The sequence below is a fragment of the Streptomyces sp. NPDC058052 genome (assembly GCF_042885515.1).
Taxonomy (GTDB): domain Bacteria; phylum Actinomycetota; class Actinomycetes; order Streptomycetales; family Streptomycetaceae; genus Streptomyces.
In genome coordinates this window covers 227,307-251,654 of record NZ_JBHVRX010000004.1, presented here as the reverse complement: position 1 = coordinate 251,654, position 24,348 = coordinate 227,307, and the positions used below count along the sequence as shown (strand labels likewise).

Here is a 24,348-nt window from a genome sequence, read left to right as displayed (position 1 = left end):
CACGCCATGTGGCGGTCGCTGCGGCCCCTCGGCCGCAGCGCCGCCTCCGGTGGCTACCGCCGCTACGCCTGGACGGACGCCGACGCCGACTGCCGGCTCTGGTTCCGGATGCAGGCCGAGGCCCGCCGCCTGGACGTCGAGACCGACCGCAACGGCAACCAGTGGGCCTGGCTCGGCGACCCCGCGGCCGGCGACGCCGTCGTCACCGGCTCCCACCTGGACTCCGTCCCCGACGGCGGCGCCTTCGACGGCCCCCTCGGCGTCGTCTCCGCCTTCGCCGCCCTCGACGAACTCCGCGCCCGCGGCGTCTCGTTCCGGCGGCCCCTCGCCATCGTCAACTTCGGCGACGAGGAGGGCGCCCGCTTCGGCCTCGCCTGCGTCGGCTCCCGCCTCACCGCCGGCCGGCTGACCAAGGAGCAGGCGTACGAGCTCCGGGACGCCGACGGCATCACCCTCCCGCGGGCCATGGAGGCGGCCGGGTACGACCCCGAGCGGATCGGCCCCGACCCGGAGCGGCTCGCCCGCGTCGGCGCCTTCGTCGAGCTCCACGTCGAGCAGGGCCGCGCCCTCGACCTCTCCGGGGACGCCGTCGGCATCGCCTCCGCCATCTGGCCGCACGGCCGCTGGCGGTACGACTTCGCCGGCGAGGCCAACCACGCGGGCACCACCCGCCTGGTCGACCGCCGCGACCCGATGCTCACCTACGCGGAGACCGTCCTCGCCGCCCGCCGCGAGGCCGAACTCGCGGGCGCCGTCGCCACCTTCGGCAAGATCGCGGTCGAGCCCAACGGCGTCAACGCGATCCCGTCGATGGTCCGCGGCTGGCTGGACGCCCGCGCCGCCGACCAGGGCTCCCTGGACGCCGTCGTCACCGGCATCGAGACCGCCGCCCGCGAGTACGCCGTCCGGCACGGCATCGACCTCGCCGTCGTCCGGGAGTCCTTCACCCCCGTCGTGGACTTCTCGCACGCCCTGCGCGACGAGCTGAGCCGCGTCCTCGGGGAGAAGACCCCCGTCCTCGGCACCGGCGCCGGCCACGACGCGGGCATTTTGTCCGAATCGATCCCGACCGCCATGCTGTTCGTACGGAACCCCACCGGCGTCTCGCACTCCCCGGCCGAGTCCGCGGCCGAGGACGACTGCGTGGCCGGGGTCCGCGCACTCGCCGACGTACTGGAGGAGCTGGCGTGCCGCTGACGACGTACTGGCTGGAGCACGCCTGGCTCGGCACCCACGCCGAGCCGGGCGTCGCCCTGACGGTGTCCACGGGCGGCTCCGCCGCGGGCGCGGACGGGCGGATCACCGCCGTCCGCACCGGTGTCGACGCCCCGCCGCCCGGCGCCGTCGTCCTGCGCGGCTTCACGGTCCCCGGCCTCGCCAACGCGCACAGCCACGCCTTCCACCGCGCCCTGCGCGGCACCGTCCAGGTCGGCAGCGGCACCTTCTGGACCTGGCGCGAGGTCATGTACGGCGTCGCCCAGCGGCTCACCCCGGACAGCTACTTCGCGCTCGCCCGGGCCGTGTACGCCGAGATGGCGCTGGCCGGCATCACCGCCGTCGGCGAGTTCCACTACCTCCACCACGCCCCCGGCGGCACCCCCTACGGCGACCCCAACGCCATGGGCGAGGCGCTGATCGCGGCGGCCGGCGAGGCCGGCATCCGCATCACCCTCCTCGACACCGCCTACCTCTCCGCCGGCTTCGGCACCGCCCCCGAGCACCACCAGCTCCGCTTCTCCGACGGCACCGCCGACGCCTGGGCCGAGCGGGCGAGCGCCCTGAAGGACCGGGACGGCGTACGGATCGGCGCGGCCATCCACTCCGTCCGGGCCGTCCCCGCCGCCCAGCTGTCGACGGTCGCCCGCTGGGCCGCGGAACGGCGGGCCCCGCTCCACGTCCACCTCTCCGAGCAGACCGCCGAGAACGAGGCGTGTCACGCCGCGCACGGCGTCACCCCGACCCGGCTCCTCGCCGACCACGGCGTCCTCGGCCCGCGCACCACCGGCGTCCACAACACCCACATGACCGACGCCGACATCGCCCTCGTCGGCTCCACCTCCACCGGCACCTGCATGTGCCCCACCACCGAACGCGACCTCGCCGACGGCATCGGCCCCGCCGTCGCCCTCCAGAAGGCCGGATCCCCGCTCTCCCTCGGCAGCGACAGCCACGCCGTCATCGACCTCCTGGAGGAGGCGCGCGCCATGGAGCTGAACGAGCGGCTGCGCACCCACATCCGGGGCCACTGGACCGCCGCCGCGCTGCTCCGCGCCGCCTCCGCCGACGGCCACGCCGCCCTCGGCTGGGACGACGCCGGCGCCCTGGAGACCGGAGCCCTCGCCGACTTCACGACGCTCGCCCTCGACTCGGTCCGCACCGCGGGACCGGTGCCGCGCCTCGCCCCGGAGACGGCCGTCTTCGCGGCGTCGGCGGCCGACGTCCGCCACGTGGTCGTCGGCGGCCGCACGGTCGTCCGCGACGGCGCCCACGTCTCCGTACCGGACGTCCCCGGCGCCCTCGCGGCGGCGATCGCCGCCCTCAGGGGCTGACGCACCGGCCCGCCGGCCCGCACCCGAACCTCCCCCGGGGACCTCGTCCACGGGGGACCCCCAGCCCCTCCAGCGGAGAGCACCCCATGACGACCACGGTCATCACGAACATCGGCAGCCTGGTCACGAACGACCCGGACCTCGGCGCCGGCCCCCTCGGCCTGATCGAGGACGCCGCCCTCGTCCTGGACGGCGGGACCGTCGCCTGGGCGGGCGAGGCGGCGCGGGCGCCGGCCGCGGACGCCCGGGTCGACGCCGCCGGCCGCGCCGTCCTCCCCGGCTTCGTCGACTCGCACTCGCACCTCGTCTTCGCCGGCGACCGCACGGCCGAGTTCAACGCCCGCATGTCCGGGCAGCCGTACAAGGCGGGCGGCATCCGCACCACCGTCGCCGCCACCCGCGCCGCGACCGACGCCGAACTGTCGGCGAACGTGGCCCGGTTCATGCGGGAGGCCCTCCGCCAGGGCACCACCACCTTCGAGACGAAGTCCGGCTACGGCCTGACCGTCGAGGACGAGGCCCGCGCGCTGCGCATCGCCGCCGAGCACACCGACGAGGTCACCTACCTCGGCGCCCACATCGTCTCGCCGGACCACGCCGACGACCCGGCCGCGTACGTGGAGCTGGTGACGGGCGCGATGCTGGACGCCTGCGCCCCGTACGCCCGCTGGGTGGACGTCTTCTGCGAGAAGGGCGCCTTCGACGGCGACCAGGCGCGGGCGATCCTCACCGCGGGCCGGGCGAAGGGCCTCCTGCCGAGGATCCACGCCAACCAGCTCTCGTACGGCCCCGGCGTGCAGCTCGCGGTGGAGCTGGACGCGGCCAGCGCCGACCACTGCACCCACCTCACCGACGCCGACGTCGACGCGCTGGCCTCCGGGAACACGGTCGCCACGCTCCTGCCCGGCGCCGAGTTCTCCACCCGCGCCGCGTGGCCGGACGCCCGCCGCCTGCTCGACGCGGGCGTGACGGTGGCCCTCTCCACGGACTGCAACCCGGGCTCCTCGTTCACCTCCTCCGTCCCGTTCTGCATCGCCCTCGCGGTACGGGACATGGGCATGACCCCCGACGAGGCCGTCTGGTCCGCCACGGCGGGCGGCGCGGCGGCCCTCCGCCGCACGGACGTCGGCCGCCTCTCCGCCGGGGCCCGCGCGGACCTCACGGTCCTGGACGCCCCGTCCGCCGTGCACCTCGCCTACCGGCCGGGCGTCCCGCTGGTCGCGGAGGTCTGGCGCGGGGGCGTCCGCGTCGTGTGACGCACGAGCGGATGAGTCGTGCGCGGCGCGGGCTGAGTAGTCGTACTCAGGCGGGCGGTCCGGGGCCGCCCGCATGATTCCGGCATGCCCACTTCGCAGCGTCTCCTCACGTCCCTCGCCCTGACCGCCACCGCCCTCGGCGCCCTGACCCTGACCGCCTGCGGCACCCAGGGTGCCGGCGGCAGGGCCGCGGCGGCGGCCGTCACCGCGAGTCCGTCCCCCCGGATGCTCTCCGGCGAGGCCCTGGAGAGACACCCCGACCCGGTGGTCCGCGCCCAGGCGATCGCCATCCGCATCACGAACACCTGCGCCCCGGGCACCGCGATGGAGCTGCCCCCGGTGCCGGAGGTCGACACGGTCGCGGAGACGGTGGCGCCTCCCGCCGCCGGGGAGCCGCCGGTCCCCGAGGAGCCGCCGGTCCCCGCCGGCGAGCCCCTGGAGTTCCCCTCGGACATGCCGCCGCCGCCCGGCCCCGAGGCCACCGTCTCCTTCGACGAGGTGCCCCTGAACGCCGTCGACCGGTGCGCCGCGGACGCGTACGCCGACCGCGTCCGCGCGGCCTTCGCCGGCGGAGCCCCGGCCGACGAGGCCGCGCTGCGGAAGACGCTGACCGGCCTCGACCACCTGCCGGACACCGTCCACCGGATGCCCGGCGACGGACCCCTGCGGGTCCGCGTCGACCTGCGCGACCTCTCCCCGAACGACAACCTGGCCCTGGAGGTCACCGCCACCGCCACCGGCGTGCGCGTCGACGCCTTCGGCGCCCCCCTCCCGGGCGGCCCGGACATCACCGGGATCGTCCGCGAGCGGTCCTGACCGTCACCCCGCCAGCGACCGCACCAGCTCCTCCGCCCCGTCCAGCGCGGCGACCTCCGCCGGGGTCAGGTTCGGGTCGGCGGCCCGCAGCCGGCGTGCCTCCGGCAGCAGGAGCGGGGTCCCGGCGGCCGACAGGAGCGCCGCGAGACCGGCCCGGGCGCCGGGGGCGTACGGGGCGGGGGAGACGGCGACCTCCGCGAGGATCAGGGCCGACATCGCGCGGTCGAGACCCGGCTCGCCGCCCTCCTCCGCCGTGGACCAGTCGATGACGACCGGACCGCGGTCCTCGGACAGCACCACGTTGCCGGGGTGCAGGTCCAGGTGGACGAGCCCGCCCGGCAGCGCGTGCAGCCGGTCGAGCAGGCCGGCCAGCAGCACCCCGGCGGACTCCGGCCCGTACGTCCCCGCCAGCAGCCCGTCCAGCAGCGACGGCCCCCGCAGCCGCTCCATCACCAGATCGGGCCCGGCCGCCTCCCGCACCGCGGGGACGGGATAGCCGGCCTCCGCCAGGCGCGTCATCAGCCGCGCCTCCCGGGCGGTGTCGCCCCCGTTCCGGTACCGCCGCAGCACCCAGGCGCCGTCGTCGCCGGCCTCGTACACGTCCGCCGAACGCCCTTGGCCCACGAGCCTCTTGCTCACCAAAGTCCCCCTCCGTGATCCAAAGGCCGAGTATGCCTGCCGGGGAGGGGTTCGGGCCGGTACCGTCCTGTCCTGGCAGTGCCCAGGGGGATGACCGGGGGGTCGGCTAGGTGAGTGCTTGGCGTGTGCGGATCGTGCGGCCGGCGGAGCTGGGAGAGCGCGAGATCGAGGCGTGGCGGCAGCTGAGGGCCAAGTCGGGGGCGCCCGCCAATCCGTTCATGGAACCGGAGTTCACCCTCGCCGTCGGCGCCGTACGGCCCCGCTCCCGGGTCGCGGTGTGGTGGGAGGACGGCGAGCCCGTCGGCTTCTTCCCTTACGAGAAGGGGCCGTTGGGGCGCGGGCGGGCCATCGGCTTCGGCGTCTCCGACAGCCAGGGCGGGATCTTCCGCCCCGGACTCCGGCCCGGCGCCCGGGCGTTGCTCCGCGCCTGCGGCCTCGTCTTCTGGGAGTACGACAACCTGGAGACCGGGCAGCCCGTCTTCGAGGGCGCCGCCGACGAGTCCTTCGCCTCGCCCGTCATCGACGTCGGCGAGGGGTACGCGGCCTACGAGGCGCTGCTGCGCGTCCAGTCGCCCAAGTTCCTCAGGACCACCCTCGCCAAGGACCGCAAGCTCGCCCGGCAGGCCGGCGGCGAGCTCCGGTTCGTCTTCGACGAGCGCGACCCGGCCGCCCTGCGCACCCTCATGGAGTGGAAGTCCGCCCAGTACCGCCGCACCGGCCGCGGCGACCGCTTCGCCCAGGAGTGGATCAGCACCCTGGTCCGCCGCCTCCACGAGCAGCGCACGCCCGGCTGCTCCGGCGTCCTCTCCGTGCTGTACGCCGGCGACCGCCCGGTCGCCGCCCACTTCGGGCTCCGCTCGGCGACCGTCCTGTCGTGCTGGTTCCCCGCCTACGACCCCGCGTACGCCAAGTACTCCCCGGGCCTCGTCCTCCACCTCAGGATGGCCGAGGGCGCGGCCGGGGCCGGGATCGGGACGCTCGACCTCGGGCGGGGCGCCGCCGAGTACAAGGACTCCCTGAAGACCGGCGAACTCACCGTGTACGAGGGCGCCGTCACCCGGCCCGACCCGCGCACCGCCCTGCACTGGCTGCGCCGCGAGCCCGCCCGGGCGGCCCACGCCTACGTCCGCGCCCGCCCCGCCCTGGCGGCCCGCGCCCGCGAGGCCCTGAACACCGTCGCCCGCCTCAAGGGCGACCGGTAGACCGCCCCGGCCGTACCGCCCCGTCACTCCTCAGGGACCCCGATGAACCAGCAGTCAGCCATAGCCGTGGTGGAGCTCGACCTGGCCGCGCCCGAAGGGCCGGTGCTCGGGCTCCGGGCGGCGCCCGGAGCGGACGAGCCGGTCCCCGGCGACGTCTACGCCCTCGTCCGCGTCGCCGGCCGCCCCGCCGCCACCGTCCTCGGGCGGTACGAGGCGGGCGAGGACCCGGCCGAGGTGCTCGCCGCGCTCGCGGCGAAGCGGCTGACGGACGGCACCGCCCCCGTCGCCGACGCCGAACGGCTGGCCGCCGCCGAGCCGCCGCGGGCCGCCGCGCCTCCCCGCGCCTCCGTGATCGTCGCCACCCGCGAGCGCCCCGGCTCCCTCGCCCGCGCCCTCGACTCGCTGCTCGCCCAGGACCACCCCGACCACGAACTGGTCGTCGTCGACAACGCGCCCCGCACCTCCGCCACCCGCGACCTGGTCACGGGCGCGTACGCGGGCCGCGTCCGGTACGTGCGGGAGGACCGGCCCGGCCTCGCCGCCGCCCACAACGCCGGGGTCGCCGCCGCCGGCGGCGAGGTTCTCGCCTTCACCGACGACGACGTCATCGCCGACCCGCGCTGGCTGACCGCCCTCGCCGCGCCCTTCGCCGCCGACCCCGGCCTCGGCTGCGTCACCGGCCTCATCCTGCCCGCCCGGCTCACCACCCCCGCCCAGATCCTCCTGGAGTCCCACGGCGGCTTCGCCAAGGGCTTCGCGCCCCGGCTGTACGACCCGGCCCGCCCGCCGGCCGACGAGCCGCTGTTCCCGTTCACCGCGGGCAGCTTCGGCTCCGGCGCCAACATGGCCTTCCGGGCCTCCGCGCTCCGCCGCGCCGGCGGCTTCGACCCCGCCACCGGCACCGGGACCCCGGCCCGGGGCGGCGACGACCTCTACGCCTTCGTCGCCGTCCTCGCCGCCGGACACCGGCTCCGCTACACGCCCGACGCCCTCGTCTGGCACCACCACCGCGAGACCTGGCAGGACCTCAGGAACCAGGCGTACGGCTACGGCGCCGGCCTCACCGCGTACCTCACCGCCACCCTGGTCCGCCGCCCCGCCCTCCTCCCCGCCCTCCTCGCCCGGGTGCCGCGCGGCCTCGCGCACGCCCGGACGATGACCGCCGAACGCGGCGGCGGGAGCGACGGGGTCCCCGGCGAGCACGGCACCCGGCACCACCCGTGGCCCGCCTCCCTCTCCCGCCTGGAGCGGCGCGGCATGCTCTACGGCCCGCTGGGCTACCTCAGGGCGCGGATGAACGGAGCCTCCCGATGAGCGGCGCCCCCGCGCACACCCGCATACCCGTCCTGCTCTACCACCCCGTGACGGACGACCCGCCCGCCTGGATCGCCGAGTTCACCGTCACCCCGCGCCGGTTCGCGGAGCACCTCGACGCGATCACCGGCAGCGGCCGCACCCCGCTCACCGTCGGCGCGCTCGTCGGGCACCTCGCCGCCGGCACCCCGCTGCCGCCCCGGCCCGTCGTCCTCACCTTCGACGACGGCTTCGCCGACCTCGCCGGCCCCACCGCCGAGGCGCTCGCCGCCCGGTCCCTGCCCGCCACCGCCTACCTCACCACCGGCGCCCTCGTCCCCGGCCGGCCGTGCCTCCTGCCGCCCGCGCCGATGATGGCCCTGGCGCAGGCCCCCCGCCTGGAGGAGTACGGCATGGAGGTCGGCGGCCACACCGTCAGCCACCCCCAGCTCGACACCCTCCGGCCCGCCGCGCTCCGCGCCGAACTGCGCGACTCCAAGGCCGAACTGGAGGACGTCCTCGGCCACGAGGTACGCCACCTCGCCTACCCGCACGGCTACAACAGCCCGGCCGTCCGCCGGGCCGCGCGGGCCGCCGGGTACGCCTCCGCCGTCGCCGTCCGGCACGCGCTCAGCTCCGAGACCGACGAGCTCTTCCGGATCGCCCGGCTCATCGTCCGCCGCGACCACACCGCCGCCGACGTCGAGGCGTGGATGGAGGGCACGGGCGCCAGGACCGCCCCGTACCCCGACTCGCTGCCCACCGTCGGCTGGCGGCTCTACCGCAGGGCACGGGCGCTGGTGAAGGGGCCCGTGTTCGCCGGCTGAGCGGTCGCCCGGAGGCGACCGGACAAGCCGGAGCAAGATCGACAAAGCCCGTACACGAGACGGGAGTTGTGTACCGGGACAGAACCGAAGTACGTTCCCTTGCCTCGTCCGAGGGGACAGTGGGGGGAGAACGCGTCGTGCGACAGCACCACCAGGAGACGGCACCGGTGAGCGAGGGGGCCGTGCCCGCACAGCCCGCCGCCCCCGGCCAGGAGGACACCGGCCGGCCGAGTCCACCCGCGCCGCGCCCGCGCCGCGCCGCCCCGGCGCTCGCCTGGACGGCCCCCGCCCTCCTGGTGCTCGGCCTCGGCCTGTGGGGCCTCTCGCTGCCCCTGGTCGACTTCCGCACCATGGACGACTACGGGCTCCTCGACCGGCTGCCCGTCCCGTTCTACGCCTCCCTCGTCGTCCTCACCGCCGGCTTCCTGGTGGCGCTGCGCCGCGCCGGGACCTCGCCGGGCTGGCCGCTCGTCTACTGCGTCGGACTGCTCGTCGCGCTCAAGGCCGCGCCCGCCGTCCTCTACGACTCGGTCCGCTACCCGTGGGCGTCCAAGCACGACGCCGTCGTCAACACCATCCTCGGCGCCGGCGAACTCCGCCCGCACGCCGCCCTGTCCGGCAACATGTCCGCCTACGACCAGTGGCCCGGCTTCTTCACCCTCAACGCCGCCCTGGTCCGCGCCTTCGGCGTCGAGTCCACCGCCGTCTACCTCAACTGGGCGCCCATCGTCCTCGGCCTGATCCTCCTCCCGGTGCTCGTGCTCCTCTACCGCACCTTCACCGAGGACTGGCGGCTCGTCTGGACCGCCGTCTGGATCTTCCAGCTCGCCAACTGGGTCGGCCAGGACTACCTCGCCCCGCAGGGCCTCGCCTACGTCCTCCACCTGACCGTGCTCGCCGTCGTCCTGCGTCACTTCGTCCGGCCCGGCTCCGCCGGACGGCTCCGCGACCGCGCCCTCCTCGACCCGGCGGCCGCCGCCGTGCCGCCGTCCACGACCCTCCGGCAGCGGGCCGCCGGGGTGCTGATCCTGTCCCCGCTGATCCTGGCGATCAACGCGGTCCACCAGCTCACCCCGGTCATGCTCTGCGTCGTCCTGGCCGCGCTCTGCCTCACCCGCCGCTACCGCAACCTCGGCCTCCTCGCCGTCACCGGCCTGATCATGCTGGCCTGGAACCTCACCATGGGCCGCCCGCTCTTCCTGGAGACCCTGGGCACCCTCAAGGACTCCCTCGGCCGGCTCACCCAGAACTCCCGCGCCGGATACACCGGACAGCTCACCGGCCCCGGCCCCGAACTGGCCGGCAAGGCCGGCATCGCCATGGCCCTCGCCGTCGTCCTCTTCGCCGGCGTCGCCGTCCTCGCCCGCCGCCGCCTCACCCGCGGCGCCCTGCCGCTGCTGCTCGCCTCGGCCGCCCCCGTACCGCTCTTCGCCGTCAACGACTACGGCGGCGAGATGCTCTTCCGCGTCTACCTCTTCGGGCTGCCCGGCGCCGCGTTCTTCGCCGCCGCCGCGCTCGTCCCCGCCGCCGGCGGCGCCCGCCGCAGCCGCGGCGCCGTCGTCCGCCGCCGGGCCACCGCCGTCGCCCTCCCGGCCGTCCTCCTCGTCCTGACCGCCGGCTTCCTGCCCGCGTACTACGGCAAGGACGCCATGTACTACACCCCGCCCGCCGAGTCCGCGCTGGTCACCCGCGCGATCGACGCGATGCCGGCCGACGGGCTGCTCCTCGCCACCTCCGGCTCCTTCCCGCAGGCCCTGCACCGCTACGACGAGGTCGAGCACTGGTGGTTCTGCGAACAGGACCCGGCCGAGAACGCGCGGATGCTCGCCGACCCGGCCCGCTACCTCGCCGACCGCATCCCGCGCGGCGTCACCGCCCAGGTCGTCCTCACCCGCACCCAGGACATCTACACCGCGGGCGAGGGACTGCTGCCCGCCGGCGGTTTCACCCTGCTGCGCGACCGGCTCAAGGCGTCCCCGCTGTTCAGGACCGTCGAGGAGCACCCGTACGGGATCGTCCTCGCCTACACCCCGTCGACCACCACCCCGGGCGGTGCCTCGTGACCACGGACCCGACCACACCCCCCGCCCCGGCCCCCGCGCCGCCCCGGCGCCGCCACCGGGCCGGGGCCGTCGTCGCCGCCTCCGGCTGGCTCGCCCTCGCCGCGACCCTCCTCCCCGACGGCTTCCCGCTCCGCTGGCCGCCCGTCCTCGTCTTCGTCTGCCTCGGCCCCGGCCTCGCCCTGCTCCACCCCCAGCCGCGCGGACTGCGCCCGGGCGCCCGGCTGGAGTCCTTCGCGCTCGCCGCCCCGCTCAGCCTCGCCCTCGCCGCGCTCACCGCCACGTTCCTCTTCCTGATCGGAGGTTTCTCCGTGCCCGCCTTCCTCGTCCCGCTCGCCGTCCTCACCACGGTCGTCGCCTTCCTGCCCGGCCTCCCGCTGCCCGCCGCCACCAGAGGCGCCGTCGAACCCGACGGCGCCGAGTCCTTCCTGTCCCGCGAACGAGGGCCCGGTGGGGGCCGGTGACCGGCCGGCACGCCCGGGGCACCGCCACCGGACGCCTCGCGGTCGCCCTCGCCGCCGTCGGCGCGCTGACCGCGGGGATAGGGGTGTGGGCCACCGTCGCCGAGGGCGGCGACCGCTGCGCCCCCGACTCCCGGCTCGTCGCCCCCTGCGGAGCCTGGTGGGGCGCCTACCTCCCCTACGACCAGGACAGCTCGCTCACCCGGCCCGTGTACGCCTTCGAGCGGAAGATCGGCCGCAAGCTCGACCTCGTGTACACGTACCACGACATGTCGGGCAACGCCCTCGACGGGACCCTCCTCACCGACGACGAACGCGAACTCGGCCGCGACCGGCTGCTGATGCTCGCCTGGGAGTCCACCGTCTGGAAGGAACCCCACCACGCCGGCTGGACCGAGACCCAGCTCGGCTGGAAGGACATCGCCTCGGGACGGTACGACGCCGAGATCATCGACCCGCAGATCCGCCGCGTGAAGGAGTACGGCAAGCGCGTCTTCCTCTCCTTCGACCAGGAGGTCGACGCCCGCATCAAGGAGGGCGCCGGCACCCCCGCCGAGTACGTCGCCGCCTACCGGCACCTCCACGACCGCTTCCGGAAGCTCGGCGCCGACAACGTCGTCTGGGTGTGGACCGTCTCCGGCTACCTCGGCATGGCCGACGAGATGAAACGCCTCTACCCCGGCGACCGGTACGTCGACTGGATCGGCATGGACCAGTACAACTACTACCGCTGCCACGGCACCGACACCTGGCGGGACTTCGACGCCAGCCAGCGCCCCACCTACGACTGGCTCCGCGAGAACGTCTCCGACCGGAAACCGATCATGCTCGCCGAGTTCGCCACCGCCCCCGACCCGGAGCGCCCCGAGCGCCAGCGCGACTGGTACGCGAAGATCCCCCAGGTCGCCCCGACCCTCCCCGAGGCCAAGGCGTACGTCCACTGGAACCGGCCCGTCCCCGGCCCCGGCTGCGACCTCACCGTCAACTCCGGCGCGGGGCTCCAGGGGTACCGGACCGCCGGCCAGGACCCGTACTTCCGGCAGCCCCTGCCCCGGTCCTGAGCCGGGTCAGGACCGCAGGCCCCGGATCGCGTACACCGCCATCGTGACCCCGGACAGGCCGAGCAGCAGCGGGAGCGGACCGGTGGCGAGGGACTGCTGGGCCGCCCAGCCGGCCCAGGTCAGCACCCACACCGCCCCGGCCGTGATCCGCCCGCCCGCCCCCAGCAGCCGCAGCAGCACCGCCGCCAGCGCCAGGCACAGGCCCTGCGCCACCACCGGTGCGAACCGGGTCGCCGGGCCCGTGCCCAGCAGCTCGGCGCCCGGACCCGCCGCGACCGGCGGGAGCAGGCCCAGGAGCGGCGGCGCGGTGTGCAGGGCGAGGAAGGTGGCCACCAGCACCGCGCCCGCGTAGCCGCCGCGGAAGGCGCGCGGGCCGACCGCCGCGCCCTGGAGGACGACCAGCACCAGACCGGCCAGCAGGGTCGGCGCCGGGAGCGCCGCGAGCAGGTCCCTGCCGGAGGGCCGGGCGGCGTCGAGCGGGGCGGCGAAGGCCAGCGGCAGCCAGAAGGCGAGCACCGTCGCCGCGAGCAGCGCCCACAGCACGGCGGGCAGCGAGCGGTCCCGTACGGCCGGCGGCGGTGCGGCGGGCTCGGGCGCGGGCACCGGCGGGCGCGGCCGGGGCACGTACACGGGGATGCCGTAGGCGGGCGTCACGGTGTCCTGGGCGGCCGTGGAGCGCAGATAGGCGCTCTGCCGCGCCCAGCTGGTGCCGTACCCGTCGTCGTCGGCGGCGGTGGCGGGCGCGGCCGGGGCCTCGGGCTCCTTGCCCCTGAGGACCGCCCGCAGCCCCGGCACGCACGCCACGGCCATCACGGTCATCCCGCCGAGCACCGCCATCCCGGCCCCGCTGATGCCGTACGGGCCCAGCAGGACGGCCGCGCCGCCCAGCACCAGCACGCACATGCCGCCCTGGACGACGGCGAGCATCCCGGTGCGGCCCTGGACGCGGAGCACCCCGATGTACAGCTCCACCGCGACCCGGGGGAGCGCCCCGGCGGCGAGCAGCCGCAGCACGGTCGAGCCGTTGTCGGTGTAGCCCGGGCCGAAGGGGGCGAGGATCAGCGGCGCGAAGAGGACCAGGACGAGGACGACCGGGACGAGCAGCAGCACCATCCGGCGCAGCGCGCCCCGGACGCCCTCGGCGAGCGAGTCGGGGCTGTGGGAGGCGTGCGCGGTGAGCGAGGAGGCCATGTTGATGGCCATGAACTCCATGGTGCCGCCGACGGTGTACGCCGTGTAGAAGAAGGCGTTGTGCGCGGCGTCGAAGCGGACCGCGACCATGACCGGCAGCAGGCTGATCATGAGCAGGCTGAAGAAGGCGCCCACCGCGTCCCCGGCGACGAAGCGCCCGATCTCGCGGTACGTGGGCGGCTCGCGGTCCTTGTCGGCGCGGGCCTGCTGCGGGATGAGCCGGCGGAAGACCAGCCAGGCCAGCGGGATCGTGGAGAGCGCGATCGCCGCCGCCCAGGAGACGAAGACGCCGAGGACGGGCAGGGCGGCGGCGAGGACGACGAGCAGCACGAGCTTGCCGACGGAGAAGACCGCGTTGCCCACCGGCACCCAGAACGCCTTGCGCAGGCCGGTGAGGACCCCGTCCTGGAGGGTGAGCAGCGCCCAGCCGACCGAGGACAGGGTGAAGAAGATCCCGGCGGAGAGGGTGCCGAGCGGGGCGTACGAGGGCCCCCACCAGTCCAGGGTGAGCAGGAAGATCCCGGAGGCGGCGGCCACCACCACCGTGCTGAGGAGGTAGAGGCGCACCACGAGGGGGCCGGTGGCGCGGCCGGCCCGGGGGACGTAGCGGACGACCGCGCCGGAGAGGGTGGTCGCCGTGATGGAGGCGAGCATCCGCTGGGCGGCGATGGCGGCGGAGCCCTGGCCGACGGCCTCCTCCGTGTAGTAGCGGGCGGCGACCAGCCAGAAGCCGAGACCGAGGGCGGCGGAGACGCCGGTGGAGAGCATCAGGGCGTAGGCGTTGCGGAAGAGCGAGTCGTCGCCCGCGGAGTCCCCGTCGCCGCCCTTCGCCTCGGAGGCCCCGGCGCCGGGCGCTCCCGGGGCGTCCGGGTCGGCGCCCCGCGTCCGTACGGTGTCGGTCACCGGGCGCCGCCGAGGGCGGGCGAGGGCGCGACGGGCCGGGCGCCGGAGGCGCGCAGCGCGGCGAGCGCCTCGTCGGCGCGGCGCGGGTCCACGGGCAGGGCGTGCCGGGCGAACCAGGCGGCGGCGGCCGGCGCGGGGGAGGGGTCGGTGAACGCCTCCCCGGCGTAGCTGTCGAGCGGCGGGTCGTAGAGGTAGCCGACGGTGATCCCGCGGCGGGCGAGCGCGGCGACGGCGGCGTCCCGGTCCTCGACCAGCAGGGGCACCCGGAAGAGCGGGGCGGCCTCGCCGTCGGCCGGGAGGCCCCGCGCGGAGTACTCGCTGGCCAGGAGGCGGGCGGTGCCGGCGCGGTGGGCGTCGAGGACGGTGTCGAGGGCGGCGAGCCGGCGGCGGGTGCGGCCGAGGCGGGCGGCGCCGGGCCGGAGCCGGTAGTCGTGCATGTCGACCCGGATCCAGGAGTGGAAGGGGTCGAGGGCGGGTGCCGCGCCGAGGGCCCGGGTCAGCTCGCCGGGGCGCAACGGCATCCGGATCCCGGGCCGTTCGTGCAGTCCGGCCGCGCGCAGGGCGGCGTGGGTGGGGCGGGCGAGGCGCAGTCCGCGGACGGCGGCCTCGGCGTACGGGCGGGCCAGGTAGGCGAGTTCCTTGGCGAGCCGGGCCGGGCGGAGCATCGCGTCGCGCTCGGCGGCGAGTCCGTCGCGCAGCGCCGGGTCGGCGACGGCGAGGAAGCCGCCGGTCTTGGCGCCGGTGTGCTTGGAGAGGCTGAAGACGGAGGCGTCGCCCCAGGCGCCGACCGGGCGGCCGCCGACGGTGGTGCCGATGGCGTGGGCGGCGTCCTCCAGGAGCGGGATGCCGAGCCGGTCGCAGCGGGCGCGCAGGGCGGGGGCCGGGTCGGGGTTGCCGTACAGGTTGGTGGTGAGGACGGCGGAGAGTCCGGACCAGACGGAGTCGGGGACGGCCGCCGGGTCGAGGGAGCCGTCGCGCGGGTCGAGCGGCGCCTGGACGGGCCGGAGTCCGGCGGCGAGGACGACGAAGAAGATGACGTCGTCGTTGACGGGCGACATGAGCACCCGGCCGCCCGGCGCGCACCAGCGGCGCAGCGCGAGGTAGAGGCCGAGGCGGCACGACGGCACGTAGAGGCACTCCCGGCCCCCCAGCCGTGCGCGCATGCGTTCTTCCAGTTCCGCGTACGCAGAAACCATGAGATTCCCCCCTGAATCCACGGGCTCAATGTCGCCCATTCCGGACGGGGACGTCAACAACGCCCCGCCCGGCGTCCGCCGTGGTCGCGCGGAAGGGCCCGTCCGGGTCGGTCGACCGTGAACGGGCCCTTTCCGTCGCTATCTTGGCGGTTCGCGGGGGTCGGTGGAGGTCGTTCCTCCAGAGAGGTGTCATTCCTCCAGGGTGAGTCCGCGGCGGAGCCGGGCGAGGGTGCGGGAGAGCAGCCGGGAGACGTGCATCTGGGAGATGCCGAGTTCGGCGCCGATCTCCGACTGGGTGAGTCCGGTGACGAACCGGAGGGAGAGGATGAGCCGTTCGCGTTCGGGGAGCGAGGCGATCATCGGCTTGAGCGAGGCGACGTACTCGATGCCGGTCAGGCCGTGGTCCTCGTAGCCGAGCCGGTCGGCGAGGGTGGTCTCGTTCTGCCCGTGGTCGTCGTCCTCGGTCTGGGCGTCCAGCGAGGCGGCCGTGTAGGCGTTGCTGGCGGCCATGCCCTCGACGACCTCGTCCGCGGTGATGCCGAGTTCGGCGGCGAGTTCGGTGACGGTGGGCGCCCGGTCGAGGCGCTGGGAGAGGGCGTCGCCGGCCCGGGCCAGGTCGAGGCGGAGCTCCTGGAGCCGGCGGGGGACGTGGACGGACCAGGAGGTGTCGCGGAAGAAGCGCTTGATCTCGCCGATGATCGTGGGCATCGCGAAGGTGGGGAACTCGACGCCGCGGGCGAGTTCGAAGCGGTCGATGGCCTTGATGAGGCCGATCGTGCCGACCTGGACGATGTCCTCCATGGGTTCGCTGCGGGTGCCGAAGCGGGCGGCGGCGAAGCGGACCAGGGCCAGGTTGAGTTCGACGAGGGTGTTGCGGACGTACGCGTACTCGTGGGTGCCCTCCTCCAGCTCGGTGAGCCGGGCGAAGAGCTCCTTCGAGAGGGCCCGGGCGTCGGCCGGGGCGACCCGGTCGAGGGGGCCGTCGAGCGCCGGGGGGAGCGCGGGTGTGGAGTCGGCGGGACGGGGAAGGTCTGCTGTCGACGGCGCGGTGGGGGTGCGCGGGGCGTCGAGCCGGGGTGACATGGGTCTCCTCAGGGTGGATGTCCGGGTGCGGTGTGCGGCGCCTCCAAAGCCGGCTGGATCGGGTGTTCCTTACTAGCCCTACCTGCTCGGCGGCGATCGTTGCAAGTGGCAATAATCCGTTTTGGGCGGTTTTGTGGGGGGCTCGTGTGCGCCGGAAGGGGCCCCACTAGTAGGGTTCTTCGGAGTCGACCGAGGAGGGCACCCGGCCATGGACCGCCAGCACATCGGCAGTGCGCAGCCCGCGCGACTGCGGGTCGAGGCAAGGGCCGTGGACGGCGGCGCCGAACTTCTCGTCCCGGTGGGTGAGCTCGATCACCACACGGCCGAACTGCTGCGCGCCCCGCTCGACGCGGCCCTCGACGCCGGCCGCGTCCGGCTCGTCGTCGACTGCGCGGGGCTCGCCTTCTGCGACTCGACCGGTCTCAACGTGCTCCTCGGGGCGCGGCTGCGGGCCGAGGCCGCCGGCGGCGCGGTCCATCTGGTGGCCATGCGGCCCGCCGTGTCCCGGGTCTTCCGGATCACCGGCGCGGAGGCGGTCTTCACGGTGCACGACACCCTCGCCACCGCCCTGCCCGGCTCCGGCTGACTCCCGCCGGACCCGTCGCACCGCCCCCTTTCTCGTCCCTGCCCCTGTTGTCTCGTCGACCGGTGAGGTGAAGCGCTGATGGACCAGGCTTCCGACGTGCGTACGCTCGCGCTCGGGGAGACCAGCGGCACCGTCCCGCTCGCCCGTGACTTCACCCGCACCGCGCTGACCGAGTGGGGCTGGCTGCCCGCCGCCAGCGCCGACCGCCGGGCCGCCGCCGAGGACGTCCTGCTCGTCGTCTCCGAACTCGTCACCAACGCCTGCCTGCACGCCGAGGGCCCCGAGCGGCTCCGGGTGGTCCGCCTCACCGGGACCGTCCGCCTGGAGGTCACCGACCGGGGTGCCGGCCACCCCGCGCCCCGCACCCCGCACCGGGCCGGACGCCCCGGCGGACACGGCATGTTCATCGTCCAGCGGCTCTGCCTGGACTGGGGCATCCAGCGCGTCCCGGGCGCCCCCGGCAAGACGGTCTGGGCCGAACTGGCCGCTCCCGCCTGACGGTTGCCCGCGCCCGGTATCGGGCCGCCGCAGGACTTTCACCGTCGCTCTTCTTCCCTCCGTACGGCCCCAGGCGTACCTTGACGCCCAATCTGATGGGACGTCAGGAAAATGCGGTGAGGGGTCGCGGGTGGACAGGAAGCCGAACCGGAGGAGGGCGGCCGCCGTGCTCACGGCCGCCGTCGCGGTCTGGACGCCGGCCGGCCTGGCCGCCGCGCCCGCCGCCCACGCCGAGGTCGTCGACGTGGCGTACCAGTGCAGAACCGAGATCGGCGACCGCAGCGCCGTCTCGCCCGTGGACATCACGGCCGAGCGGAAGGGCGACGCCTACGCGATCACCATGACCTTCGACAAGGGCGTCTCCGACAGCCCCGTCGAACTCCCCAAGGGCGTCATGACCCCCCGCGCCGACCTCGTCCTCGGCGGCGACGACCAGGGCACCGTCCAGGTGAAGGGCGTCCCCAACGCCGCCGCGATCCCCGCCTTCACCCCCATCAGGATCGGCACCCTCACCGGCACCTACACGCCCCGGGCCGACGGCACGGTCACCCTCACCGCCGGACGGCTCACCGTCCACGCCCTCGGCATGGACGCCGCCGTCTGCACCGCCTCGAACAAGCCCGGCCCCTCCCTCACCCTCACCGTCACCGGCCTCCCCGGGAAGGACGCCCCGCCCCCGGCCGGGTCCACCGAGGAGGACGAGGCGGACGGACTGCCCGGCGGCGAACTGCCCAGGACCGGCGGCCTCTCCACCACCACCGCCCTCGGCACCCTCGGCGGCACCGTCCTCCTCGGCGGCGCCGGCGGACTCCTCTGGCTCACCCGCCGCCCCCGCCCGGCCCGCCCATGACCAGGACCCGGTACGCGCTCCTCGCCGCCGCCGTCCTCGGCACGCTCGGCGCCGCGCCCCCCGCCGCCCCCGCCTGGACCGCCGCTCCGGCGGCCGGCCGGCCGTACGCCTATCTCGAAGGACCGGCCGGCAGCGTCCTGGAGGACACCCTCTCCGTCACGAACCCGGGGGCCCGGCCGCTCACCGTCACCCTCACGGGCGACGGGCCCGCCGCCGTCGCCTTCGCCGCCCGCACCGTCACCGTGCCCGCCCGCACCCGCGCCGACGTGCCCTTCGCCGTCACCGTCGCCGCCGGCACCCCGCCCGGCGAACACCGCGGCACCGTACGGGCCGCGGCCGGCGACCGGCGCACCACCGTCGACCTGCGCCTGAAGGTCAGCGGCCCCGAACTCGCCGCCCTCACCGTCGAGGACGCCCGCGTCGACCGCGCCACCGGCACCCTCCACTACACCCTCGTCAACCGCGGCAGCACCGTCCTCGACCGGCCCCGCCTCGCCGTCCGCGCCGACGGCCTCCTCGGCCCCGTCCTCGACCGCCCCGGCCGCGCCCTGCCGCTCAGCCTCCGCCCCGGCGAGCGCGCCGCCCGCACCGAACCCTGGCCCGACCCGCCCGCCCTCGACTCCGTCACCGTCCGGCTCACCGCCACCGCGCCCGGAGCCACCCCCGCCACCGCCACCGCCGACACCGTCTTCGCCTCCGGGCCCGCCCTCGCCGGCACCGCCGCCCTGCTGCTCGCGGCGGCCGGCGGCACGGCCCGCGCGGCACGCCGCCGGCACCGGGCCCGCACGAAGGGAGCACCCGCATGAGACCGGCCGCCCGCGCCCGTACGGCCCTGGCCGCGCTGCTCACGGCCCTCGCCCTCGCCCTGCTCCCGGCCGCGCCCGCGCCCGCCGCGCCCGCCCCCGGCGACCCCGCCGTGGCCGTCTCGCAGAACCAGGCGGCCAAGGGCGGCGAGATCACCGTCAGCGGCACCGGCTGGAAGGCCGGCGCGCTGCTCATGGTGCTGCTCTGCGGACAGGGCACCCCCGAGAAGGGCGTCGTCGGCGGCACCAACTCCTGTGCCAACACCGACGGCCGGGCCGCCACCGTCGACCCGCGCGGCGCCTTCAGCGTCAAACTGCCGGTCGTCGCCCCGCCCAGGCCCTGCCCCTGCGTCGTCCACGTCTCCGGCGTCACCGGCCAGCAGGACGTCGTCGACGCCGGCTTCACCGTCGCCGGACACCCCGCGGCCCCGCTCCCCGACGCCGCCGGCGACGGACGCCTCGCCGTCCTCACCGCCGCCCGCCTCGACGGGTCGAGCGGGATCCTGGCCTGGTTCGGGGCGCCGCCCGGCCGCACCCTCGTCCTCACCGTCGGGAACCTCGGCACCGCCCCCGTCCGCGACCCCGTCTTCCTCGTCGGCACCGCGCGCGGCGTCCTCGCCCCGAGCGACGAGGAACACCAGTGGCGCGGCACCATCAAGCCCGGGCAGAAGGCGCAGATCGAGCTCGACGTCGAGCTCTCCGCCGGCGCCCACGGCGACTACCGGGTCTCCGTCTCCTACGGCGGGAAGGTCCTGGCCGAACGCCCCTGGAAGGTGGGCCGCCCCTGGGGCGTCGTCCTCTTCTGGGCCCTGCTCGCCGTGGTCGTGCCCGCCGCCCTCTTCCGGATCGGCATGGTCCTCGTCGACCGGGCCGGCGGCCGGAACCGCCACTCCGTCCCCGTCCCCGTACCGGCGGACGCGGACGGCCCCGGGACGGCCGCGGTCCTGCCGTGGTTCCTCCCCGACTCCGCACCGTCCGAGAACAGTCCGACGACGAAGGGACATTCGTGAGCACGCAACGGAGGACGATCGCGGCCGGGATCGCGCTGATGGTCGGCGGCGCGGGGATCCTGCTCTCCGCCGGTCCCGCGCAGGCCGCCCAGATCTCGTTCAAGACGGAGTGCATCCCGCCGTCGATCTCCGGCCTCCCGCCGGTCCAGGGCACCACCACGGTGCTGGTCTCCGCGCCCGCCACCGCCAAGGTGGGCGACACCGTCGAGGTCGTCTGGAAGACGGTGAAACCGGCCTCCAAGAACCCCGACATGCTGAATCTGGACGCGAACACCGTGAAGCCGACCGGCACCATGAAGGTCGCCGGCGCCCAGAGCGGCACGGTCGCCATGGAGGGCCCCCGGCAGAACCCGCCGATCCCCAAGAACACCGACATGGTCCTGCCCGAGATGAAGGGCACCCTGAAACTGACCAAGGCGGGCGACGTCACGCTGACGCCCGACGCGTACACGATCAACGTGTCCAAGCCGATGTCGACGAACACCACGTGCACGCCGAAGGAGCAGGTCCCCGTCGGCGCCACCATCAAGGTGACCGACGGCGGAGGCGGCCCGGGCGGCGGCTCCGGCAGCGGCGGTGGTTCGGACAGCGGAGGGGGCACCGACAGCGGCGGCGGCTCGGACAGCGGCGGCTCGGGCGGCGGACAGACCGACTTCCCGGGCAAGGAGGTCGACGTGGCCTTCGCCTGTACCGGCCCCGGCGCGCCGCCCTCCATCACCACCAAGGTGTCCGTCAGCGCCAAGAAGAACGGAGGCGCGTACGACCTGACGGTCAAGACCGCCAAGGGCGTCATGCCGACCCCGGCCCCGCTGCCCGCGAAGGCCCTCACGCCCAGCATGGACATCAAGATCGGCGGGGACGACAGCGGCACCGTCAAGGTCACCGGCGCGCCGAACCCCACCGCGCTCAAGCAGGACGAGATGGTCAGCCTCACCGACATGAAGGGCACCTACCGGCCCGGTGCCACCGGCAAGGCCACGCTCACCCCGAGCACCCTCACCATCACCGTGGTCCTCGCACCGGGCGCCGAGCCGATCAAGATCCCGTGCACGGTGAAGGGCTCCACGGCCGCGTCCCTCACCCTCGACACCGCCAAGCAGTCCGGAGGCACCAACGGCTCCGGCGACAACGGAGGCTCGGACGACGGCGGCAGCGGCAACGGCTCCGGCGGCGCGGGCAACGGCTCGGGCTCCGGGAACGGCTCCGGCGGCGGCGACGGCCTCGCCCAGACCGGCGCCGAGGAGGACGGCGCGCTGCGCGCCCTCGGCCTGGTGGCCGGCACGGCGATCCTCCTCGGCGGCGCCGTCTTCACCTTCACCCCGTGGCGGCGCCTGGCCCGCCGCACCCGATAGGGCACCGCGAGAAGCGGGAAGGCCCCGGGACACCGTGCGGTGTCCCGGGGCCTTCCCGTGCGTCCTGCCGTGCGTCAGTGCACGTCGCCCATGAGGGTCTGGACCTTCTTGCGGTACATGTAGATCGCGATGCCCGCGACGACCGCCAGGGACGCCTCCATGGCGATCACCCCCGTGCCGTTCAGGTCCACACCGGCCAGCGAGAGCAGACCCGTGGTGCAGTCACCGGCGGTGACGGCGAGGAACCAGACGCCCATCATCTGGGAGGCGTACTTCTGCGGCGCCATCTTCGTGGTCACGGAGAGGCCGACCGGGGAGAGGCACAGCTCACCGATGGTCTGGATCATGTAGATCGAGACCAGCCACATCGGGGAGACCTTGGTGCCGTCGCCCGCCATGTTCATCGGGACGATGAAGACGAAGAAGGACGCGCCGACCAGGACCAGGCCCATCGCGAACTTCACGATGGTGTTCGGCTCCTGGTTCTTGCGGGCCAGCCACAGCCACAGCCAGGCGAAGACCGGGGCCAGCGCCATGACGAAGAGCGGGTTCAGGGACTGGTACCAGGTGGCCGGGAAGCCGAAGCCGAGCACGGTGTCGGCGGTCTTGCCGTCGGCGAAGAGCGACAGGGTCGAGCCGCCCTGGTCGTAGATCATCCAGAAGACGGCGGCGGCGACGAAGAACCAGATGTAGCCGGTCATCTTCGACTGCTCGGTCTTCGACAGGTCCTTGTCGCGCTTGATGCGGACGAGGACGGCGACCGGGATGATCAGGCCGGCGAGGGTGATCGGGACGATCGCCCAGTTCAGGGTGTACATGCCCATCGCGACGACGACGCCGTAGAAGACGGCGGCGACGACCAGCACCGTGGCGACCTTGACCAGGACGCTCTTGCGCTCGGCCGGGCTCAGCGGGTTCGGGACGACGTTGCTCTTCGGGCTCAGGTTCTTCGTGCCGATGAGGAACTGGACCAGGCCCAGGCCCATGCCGACCGCGGCGAGCGCGAAGCCGAGGTGCCAGTTGACCTTCTCGCCGACGGTGCCGACGACGAACGGGGCGACGAAGGCACCGAGGTTGATGCCGATGTAGAAGAGGGTGAAGCCACCGTCACGGCGCGGGTCGTCCGGGCCGTCGTAGAGGTGGCCGACCATCGTCGAGATGTTGGCCTTGAGCAGACCGGAGCCGGCGGCGACGAGCGCCAGACCGACGAAGAACATGGCCTGGCCCGGCAGCGCCAGCGACAGGTGACCCGCCATGATCACGAAACCGGCGATCGCGACGGTCTTGCGCGCGCCCCAGACGCGGTCGCCGAACCAGCCGCCGGGCATGGCCATCAGGTAGACCATCGACACGTACACGGAGTAGATCGCCGTGGCCGTCGCGGCCGTCATGGCCAGTCCGCCACCCTGGCTGCCGGTCGCCGCGTCGGCACCGCCGGAGACCAGGTACAGGACGAGAAGCGCCCGCATGCCGTAGTAGGAGAAACGCTCCCACATCTCGGTCATGAAGAGGGTGGCGAGGCCGCGGGGATGCCCGAAGAAGGTCTTCTCCGAACCCGCGGAAACGGTCGTTGCCGCCATGTCGATCCTTGCTCTGTCGGGACGCGACGCCTCGTGAGCGTGATGCGCCCGGTGGGGGGTGGCCGGCACCGGCCGGGACGTCCGAGCCCCGCCCGGGATCCACGCCCCGCCGCGCGTCGTCGCGCCGCGGGACCCGGCCCACAGGTCGTTCACCGTCTGCCGGGCCGGCGGAGCCGGCCCGGAGCAGAAAAGAGGACCTTGGCTGACGAAGCAGTCCAAAGGTCCCCGATTACCGCTACAGACGTCTCGCCACCATACGACACGACAGTGCCGGATATGGAAGGACTTGAGAGATGGATCACAGGTGACCAAGGAACCAACAGGCGCCATTCCAAGGTGATCTCAAGGTTACGCACCCAGCTTCGGAGGTGACCGCCGATGCCTGGCGATCCCGCCCCGGCCCGGCACCCGTGCGGACTACCATCACCCCATGACCCGTGTACTGCTCGCCGAGGACGACGCATCCATCTCGGAACCGCTGGCCCGCGCCCTGCGGAGAGAGGGGTACGAGGTCGAGGTCCGCGAGGACGGGCCGTCCGCGCTCGACACCGGACTCCAGGGCGGCGTCGACCTCGTCGTGCTCGATCTGGGCCTGCCCGGCATGGACGGCCTGGAGGTCGCCCGGCGGCTGCGCGCCGATGGCCACACGGTCCCGATCCTGGTCCTCACCGCCCGCGCGGACGAGGTCGACACCGTCGTCGGGCTCGACGCCGGCGCCGACGACTACGTCACCAAGCCCTTCCGCCTCGCCGAGCTCCTCGCCCGGGTCCGGGCCCTCCTCCGGCGCGGCGCCACCGAGCCCGCCCCCGCCCCCGCCACCCACGGCGTCCGCATCGACGTCGAGTCGCACCGGGCCTGGATGGGCGACGAGGAGCTCCAGCTCACGGCGAAGGAGTTCGACCTGCTGCGGGTCCTGGTCCGGGACGCCGGCCGGGTCGTCACCCGCGACCAGCTGATGCGCGAGGTCTGGGACACCACCTGGTGGTCCTCCACCAAGACCCTCGACATGCACATCTCCTGGCTCCGCAAGAAGCTCGGCGACGACGCGGCCAACCCCCGCTACATCGCCACGGTCCGCGGCGTCGGCTTCCGCTTCGAGAAGAGCTGACGGCACCTCAGGGCCCCGCACCCG

General features: G+C 74.9%; 22 protein-coding genes. 17 read left to right on the top strand and 5 right to left on the bottom strand.

Going from position 1 to position 24,348, the window contains the following annotated elements; genetic code table 11:
- The first annotated feature begins 6 nt into the window (after positions 1–6).
- From ACFVU3_RS07845 to ACFVU3_RS07830, 4 genes are all read left to right on the top strand, one after another.
- A complete protein-coding gene (locus ACFVU3_RS07845; protein WP_390064907.1) occupies positions 7–1,197 on the top strand; it encodes an allantoate amidohydrolase in 1,191 nt (396 codons plus the stop codon).
- Positions 1,188–2,549, top strand: coding sequence for a formimidoylglutamate deiminase (locus ACFVU3_RS07840; protein ID WP_390064633.1), 1,362 nt, complete (start codon positions 1,188–1,190; stop codon positions 2,547–2,549). The genes ACFVU3_RS07845 and ACFVU3_RS07840 overlap by 10 nt, the downstream gene beginning before the upstream one ends.
- 86 nt (positions 2,550–2,635) lie before the next feature.
- Positions 2,636–3,805 carry an imidazolonepropionase gene (hutI, locus tag ACFVU3_RS07835; RefSeq protein ID WP_390064631.1) on the top strand — a complete coding sequence of 390 codons (1,170 nt, stop codon included), beginning with the start codon at positions 2,636–2,638 and terminating at the stop codon, positions 3,803–3,805.
- Positions 3,806–3,889: 84 nt separating this feature from the next.
- Positions 3,890–4,621, top strand: coding sequence for a hypothetical protein (locus tag ACFVU3_RS07830; RefSeq protein WP_390064629.1), 732 nt, complete (start codon positions 3,890–3,892; stop codon positions 4,619–4,621).
- Between the two features lie 3 nt (positions 4,622–4,624).
- Here ACFVU3_RS07830 and ACFVU3_RS07825 read toward each other — a convergent pair whose 3' ends face one another.
- A complete protein-coding gene (locus tag ACFVU3_RS07825; protein ID WP_390064627.1) occupies positions 4,625–5,260 on the bottom strand; it encodes a phosphotransferase in 636 nt (211 codons plus the stop codon).
- Between the two features lie 110 nt (positions 5,261–5,370).
- Here ACFVU3_RS07825 and ACFVU3_RS07820 point away from each other — a divergent pair, with 110 nt between their 5' ends.
- The 6 genes from ACFVU3_RS07820 to ACFVU3_RS07795 all read left to right on the top strand — a co-directional run bounded on the left by ACFVU3_RS07820 (position 5,371) and on the right by ACFVU3_RS07795 (position 12,164).
- Positions 5,371–6,462: a GNAT family N-acetyltransferase gene (locus ACFVU3_RS07820; protein WP_390064625.1), complete on the top strand. Its 1,092-nt coding sequence runs from the start codon at positions 5,371–5,373 to the stop codon at positions 6,460–6,462.
- Positions 6,463–6,504: 42 nt separating this feature from the next.
- The gene (locus ACFVU3_RS07815; protein ID WP_390064623.1) at positions 6,505–7,776 is read left to right on the top strand and encodes a glycosyltransferase; all 1,272 of its coding nucleotides are present in this window, start codon (positions 6,505–6,507) and stop codon (positions 7,774–7,776) included.
- Positions 7,773–8,582: a polysaccharide deacetylase family protein gene (locus tag ACFVU3_RS07810; protein WP_390064622.1), complete on the top strand. Its 810-nt coding sequence runs from the start codon at positions 7,773–7,775 to the stop codon at positions 8,580–8,582. The genes ACFVU3_RS07815 and ACFVU3_RS07810 overlap by 4 nt, the downstream gene beginning before the upstream one ends.
- A gap of 137 nt (positions 8,583–8,719) precedes the next feature.
- Complete coding sequence (locus ACFVU3_RS07805) at positions 8,720–10,645, top strand: hypothetical protein (protein ID WP_390064621.1); 1,926 nt, start codon at positions 8,720–8,722, stop codon at positions 10,643–10,645.
- On the top strand, positions 10,642–11,106 hold the full coding sequence (locus ACFVU3_RS07800) for a hypothetical protein (RefSeq protein ID WP_390064619.1): 465 nt from the start codon (positions 10,642–10,644) through the stop codon (positions 11,104–11,106). Before ACFVU3_RS07805 ends, ACFVU3_RS07800 begins: the two co-directional genes overlap by 4 nt.
- Positions 11,103–12,164, top strand: a complete 1,062-nt coding sequence (locus ACFVU3_RS07795; protein WP_390064618.1) for a glycoside hydrolase family 26 protein — start codon at positions 11,103–11,105, stop codon at positions 12,162–12,164. Before ACFVU3_RS07800 ends, ACFVU3_RS07795 begins: the two co-directional genes overlap by 4 nt.
- A gap of 6 nt (positions 12,165–12,170) precedes the next feature.
- Here the strand turns inward: ACFVU3_RS07795 and ACFVU3_RS07790 are convergent, their stop codons facing one another.
- From ACFVU3_RS07790 to ACFVU3_RS07780, 3 genes are all read right to left on the bottom strand, one after another.
- Positions 12,171–14,258, bottom strand: a complete 2,088-nt coding sequence (locus tag ACFVU3_RS07790; RefSeq protein WP_390064617.1) for a lipopolysaccharide biosynthesis protein — start codon at positions 14,256–14,258, stop codon at positions 12,171–12,173.
- Entirely contained in the window at positions 14,255–15,454 is a 1,200-nt protein-coding gene (locus tag ACFVU3_RS07785) for a DegT/DnrJ/EryC1/StrS family aminotransferase (RefSeq protein WP_390064615.1), read from the bottom strand. Before ACFVU3_RS07785 ends, ACFVU3_RS07790 begins: the two co-directional genes overlap by 4 nt.
- Positions 15,455–15,643: 189 nt before the next feature.
- A complete protein-coding gene (locus ACFVU3_RS07780) occupies positions 15,644–16,537 on the bottom strand; it encodes an RNA polymerase sigma factor SigF (protein ID WP_390064613.1) in 894 nt (297 codons plus the stop codon).
- Positions 16,538–16,745: 208 nt separating this feature from the next.
- On the opposite strand from ACFVU3_RS07780, the gene ACFVU3_RS07775 reads away from it, so the two are divergent.
- From ACFVU3_RS07775 to ACFVU3_RS07750, 6 genes are all read left to right on the top strand, one after another.
- Positions 16,746–17,123, top strand: a complete 378-nt coding sequence (locus ACFVU3_RS07775) for an STAS domain-containing protein (RefSeq protein ID WP_390064612.1) — start codon at positions 16,746–16,748, stop codon at positions 17,121–17,123.
- A 78-nt stretch (positions 17,124–17,201) separates the two neighbouring features.
- A complete protein-coding gene (locus tag ACFVU3_RS07770; protein ID WP_390064611.1) occupies positions 17,202–17,621 on the top strand; it encodes an ATP-binding protein in 420 nt (139 codons plus the stop codon).
- A 166-nt stretch (positions 17,622–17,787) separates the two neighbouring features.
- Positions 17,788–18,471, top strand: a complete 684-nt coding sequence (locus tag ACFVU3_RS07765) for a peptidase (RefSeq protein WP_390064609.1) — start codon at positions 17,788–17,790, stop codon at positions 18,469–18,471.
- Positions 18,468–19,277, top strand: coding sequence for a hypothetical protein (locus ACFVU3_RS07760; protein ID WP_390064607.1), 810 nt, complete (start codon positions 18,468–18,470; stop codon positions 19,275–19,277). Before ACFVU3_RS07765 ends, ACFVU3_RS07760 begins: the two co-directional genes overlap by 4 nt.
- A complete protein-coding gene (locus ACFVU3_RS07755; protein ID WP_390064606.1) occupies positions 19,274–20,284 on the top strand; it encodes a hypothetical protein in 1,011 nt (336 codons plus the stop codon). The genes ACFVU3_RS07760 and ACFVU3_RS07755 overlap by 4 nt, the downstream gene beginning before the upstream one ends.
- Positions 20,285–20,322: 38 nt before the next feature.
- On the top strand, positions 20,323–21,636 hold the full coding sequence (locus ACFVU3_RS07750) for a hypothetical protein (protein WP_390064905.1): 1,314 nt from the start codon (positions 20,323–20,325) through the stop codon (positions 21,634–21,636).
- A 74-nt stretch (positions 21,637–21,710) separates the two neighbouring features.
- On the opposite strand, the gene ACFVU3_RS07745 is transcribed toward ACFVU3_RS07750, so the two are convergent.
- Positions 21,711–23,216, bottom strand: a complete 1,506-nt coding sequence (locus ACFVU3_RS07745; RefSeq protein WP_390064604.1) for a peptide MFS transporter — start codon at positions 23,214–23,216, stop codon at positions 21,711–21,713.
- Positions 23,217–23,646: 430 nt separating this feature from the next.
- Between ACFVU3_RS07745 and ACFVU3_RS07740 the strand changes: the two genes are divergently transcribed.
- Positions 23,647–24,324: a response regulator transcription factor gene (locus ACFVU3_RS07740; RefSeq protein WP_051788141.1), complete on the top strand. Its 678-nt coding sequence runs from the start codon at positions 23,647–23,649 to the stop codon at positions 24,322–24,324.
- The last annotated feature ends 24 nt before the right edge of the window (positions 24,325–24,348 follow it).

Coding starts and splice junctions, on each gene's coding strand:
- ACFVU3_RS07845 (WP_390064907.1), top strand. CDS start 7: ATGTGGCGGTCGCTGCGGCCCCTCGGCCGCAGCGCCGCCTCCGGTGGC.
- hutI (WP_390064631.1), top strand. CDS start 2,636: ATGACGACCACGGTCATCACGAACATCGGCAGCCTGGTCACGAACGAC.
- ACFVU3_RS07830 (WP_390064629.1), top strand. CDS start 3,890: ATGCCCACTTCGCAGCGTCTCCTCACGTCCCTCGCCCTGACCGCCACC.
- ACFVU3_RS07815 (WP_390064623.1), top strand. CDS start 6,505: ATGAACCAGCAGTCAGCCATAGCCGTGGTGGAGCTCGACCTGGCCGCG.
- ACFVU3_RS07810 (WP_390064622.1), top strand. CDS start 7,773: ATGAGCGGCGCCCCCGCGCACACCCGCATACCCGTCCTGCTCTACCAC.
- ACFVU3_RS07785 (WP_390064615.1), bottom strand. CDS start 15,454: ATGGTTTCTGCGTACGCGGAACTGGAAGAACGCATGCGCGCACGGCTG.
- ACFVU3_RS07780 (WP_390064613.1), bottom strand. CDS start 16,537: ATGTCACCCCGGCTCGACGCCCCGCGCACCCCCACCGCGCCGTCGACA.
- ACFVU3_RS07775 (WP_390064612.1), top strand. CDS start 16,746: ATGGACCGCCAGCACATCGGCAGTGCGCAGCCCGCGCGACTGCGGGTC.
- ACFVU3_RS07770 (WP_390064611.1), top strand. CDS start 17,202: ATGGACCAGGCTTCCGACGTGCGTACGCTCGCGCTCGGGGAGACCAGC.
- ACFVU3_RS07760 (WP_390064607.1), top strand. CDS start 18,468: ATGACCAGGACCCGGTACGCGCTCCTCGCCGCCGCCGTCCTCGGCACG.
- ACFVU3_RS07755 (WP_390064606.1), top strand. CDS start 19,274: ATGAGACCGGCCGCCCGCGCCCGTACGGCCCTGGCCGCGCTGCTCACG.
- ACFVU3_RS07750 (WP_390064905.1), top strand. CDS start 20,323: ATGGTCGGCGGCGCGGGGATCCTGCTCTCCGCCGGTCCCGCGCAGGCC.
- ACFVU3_RS07745 (WP_390064604.1), bottom strand. CDS start 23,216: ATGGCGGCAACGACCGTTTCCGCGGGTTCGGAGAAGACCTTCTTCGGG.
- ACFVU3_RS07740 (WP_051788141.1), top strand. CDS start 23,647: ATGACCCGTGTACTGCTCGCCGAGGACGACGCATCCATCTCGGAACCG.